Source organism: Methylobacterium sp. EM32 (assembly GCF_040593685.1).
Lineage (GTDB): Bacteria > Pseudomonadota > Alphaproteobacteria > Rhizobiales > Beijerinckiaceae > Methylobacterium.
In genome coordinates this window covers 1-1,369 of sequence record NZ_JBEXZS010000180.1, presented here as the reverse complement: position 1 = coordinate 1,369, position 1,369 = coordinate 1, and the positions used below count along the sequence as shown (strand labels likewise).

The window sequence follows — 1,369 nt, the reverse complement described above, 5'->3', positions numbered from 1 at the left end:
CCCTATCGCCGCGACGAACTCGCCCGCTCGCTCCGGCTGGTGCTTGGCGGCGAAAGACGCTGAAGGCGTCACCAATGACGATCCGGTGCCAGCCTTCTGAGGTGCCTCCACGGTCGTCATCCAACTATTTTCCGATGTATTATATTTTTAAGTAAAAGACCGCAAAATAATCAATCTAGCGGATGAAGCTATGGCTTATCATTAAACACACACTTAAACAGTGCCACAAACAATAGTCAAAAATACCTGAAAACAGATCGGATTGATCTCATAACCGGCGTCTTCTTGATCAAAAATGAGTTACAGCTTCGACATATCAATCGGCATATGATCATCAATGCTCCGCGATCGCGCCATAATAGGTAGTAAAACTTGGTTTTATCCTAATAAATGACGTTACAGTGCAATGCAACGCAGCCCTTTTCTTTCGATAGGCTACCGAGCTCGTATGACGACATCGATCGGCGAGGAGATCGGCCACGGCGCGAAGAGGCCCGACGAGGCAGAGGGTGCAATCCTGGCATCTTATGTCGAATCGGACAGTTGCGCGATGAGGCCGCCTTTGCAAGATTTCGTATTAGAGAACCGAACGCGCAAAAAGTTTTTTCTCTGCGCCCTTGCTAATTCGCCTGATCCGAACCATATGAGACGAGTTGATCATTGGCCGGATTGCCGGGCTTTTCGTTCCGCTTACCCCGGGCGTCCGCTCTGTTATTCTCTCCAGATCTGCCGATAGTCGGAGCTTTAGCGACGTTGTGGCGCGCTGAGTTCATGTATGCACCTGGGAAATATGGAGATGGCGATGAGCGTCGGCACCGTGAAATGGTTCAACGTGCAAAAGGGTTTCGGTTTCATTCAGCCAGATGATGGCACCAAGGATGTCTTTGTCCACATCTCGGCAGTCGAGCGGGCTGGCATGCAGACCCTTACCGATGGACAAAAAATCTCCTACGAAATGGAAACCGATCGCCGCAGCGGCAAGCAGTCTGCCGGCAATCTGCAGTCGGCATAAAATTCACTACATTGGGGTGAGGACATATCTGTCCTCACTTTCATTGCTTAAAGTTAAGGTGTCGGTAGCTTTTTAAGCGAAAAAGCGGCGTAAATTTTGAGAAAATCTATAATTCGTTCTTTGCGTTGTAGCAATCAAGCTGTCGCCGCTTCTCGGCAATCGATACTCGCAATAGGTTGGCGACCAGCGTCGCGGCGTCAACTATCCGATCGCACCTACTGCGATCACTCGGTCCACGAACCGCACTGACACGCCTCAAACCGGTTTTTGTCCCCAATCCGATCCCTCGTCAGGAACCGAGCCTGAGCCATGGGCAAATGCAATGAAGCGCCTCTGGGTGAAAGGCTGGGTTCCGCC

Annotated in this window: 1 protein-coding gene; it reads left to right on the top strand. The window is 50.8% G+C overall.

Annotated elements, in window-relative coordinates:
* Positions 1-802: 802 nt before the first annotated feature.
* Positions 803-1,012, top strand: coding sequence for a cold-shock protein (locus tag ABZT49_RS24270; RefSeq protein WP_355289758.1), 210 nt, complete (start codon positions 803-805; stop codon positions 1,010-1,012).
* The last annotated feature ends 357 nt before the right edge of the window (positions 1,013-1,369 follow it).